Source organism: Magnetospirillum fulvum MGU-K5 (assembly GCF_000442515.1).
Lineage (GTDB): Bacteria > Pseudomonadota > Alphaproteobacteria > Rhodospirillales > Magnetospirillaceae > Phaeospirillum > Phaeospirillum fulvum_B.
This window is the reverse complement of record NZ_AQPH01000165.1, coordinates 1-671: the sequence shown is the minus strand read 5'-3', so window position 1 is coordinate 671 and position 671 is coordinate 1. Positions and strand designations below refer to the sequence as shown.

At 69.6% G+C, this 671-nt stretch carries 1 protein-coding gene; it reads left to right on the top strand.

The annotated features are described in order from the left end of the window. Positions 1–671: hypothetical protein (locus K678_RS19275; protein ID WP_021133804.1), on the top strand; the 671-nt coding region annotated here is incomplete at both ends.

Genomic DNA, 671 nt, shown 5'->3' with positions numbered 1-671 from the left:
TTTCCTCGGCCGCCATCTGTTCAACTTCCGCAGTTGGCGCGATTACCTGATGGCCGACGCCCACAAGGACGCGCTGGCGCTGGCGATCATCGTTACCCACCGCGAGTTCCTTCATCTGCTGATCGGCGACGATCCGGCCCCCCGCCGCGCGGTGCCGCGCTCGATCCGACCGGCGCTGGACGGTTGGCTTGCCACCGCGCCCTGGCGGCACCCGGCCATCGCCGGAATTGGTCGGGGCGCTCTTGCTGCCCTGGGGCTGAAGGGTGATATGGGCGGACGGCGGCTATTTCCGCTGCGCGACGAAAACGGCCATGTCTGGGCGATCCACGCCATCGACGAGTCTGGACGAAGCTGCACGATCGGCGATGCCACCCGACCCGGGCTGCGCTATGTCTTTGATCCGGCCGGGCGGCTCGACGCCCCAGACCCCCATGCCGGGCCGATCCTGCTCTCGACCGACGCGATCGCCGCCTCTCTGGCCCGCACCGGCACCGATCAGCCCGCCTTGCTGGTTGGTCGCGAGGCCGATTTGCCTCGCATTGCGACGGCGCTGAAGGACCGCCACCCCCAGGCCGCGATCGAGGTCCTAAGCCCAACCGCCAGCCCCGAGGCCGAAGCCGCAGCGCGAGCCGTCGGTGGCCGGGTCGTCCGCTGCGACCAATTCCAGAGCC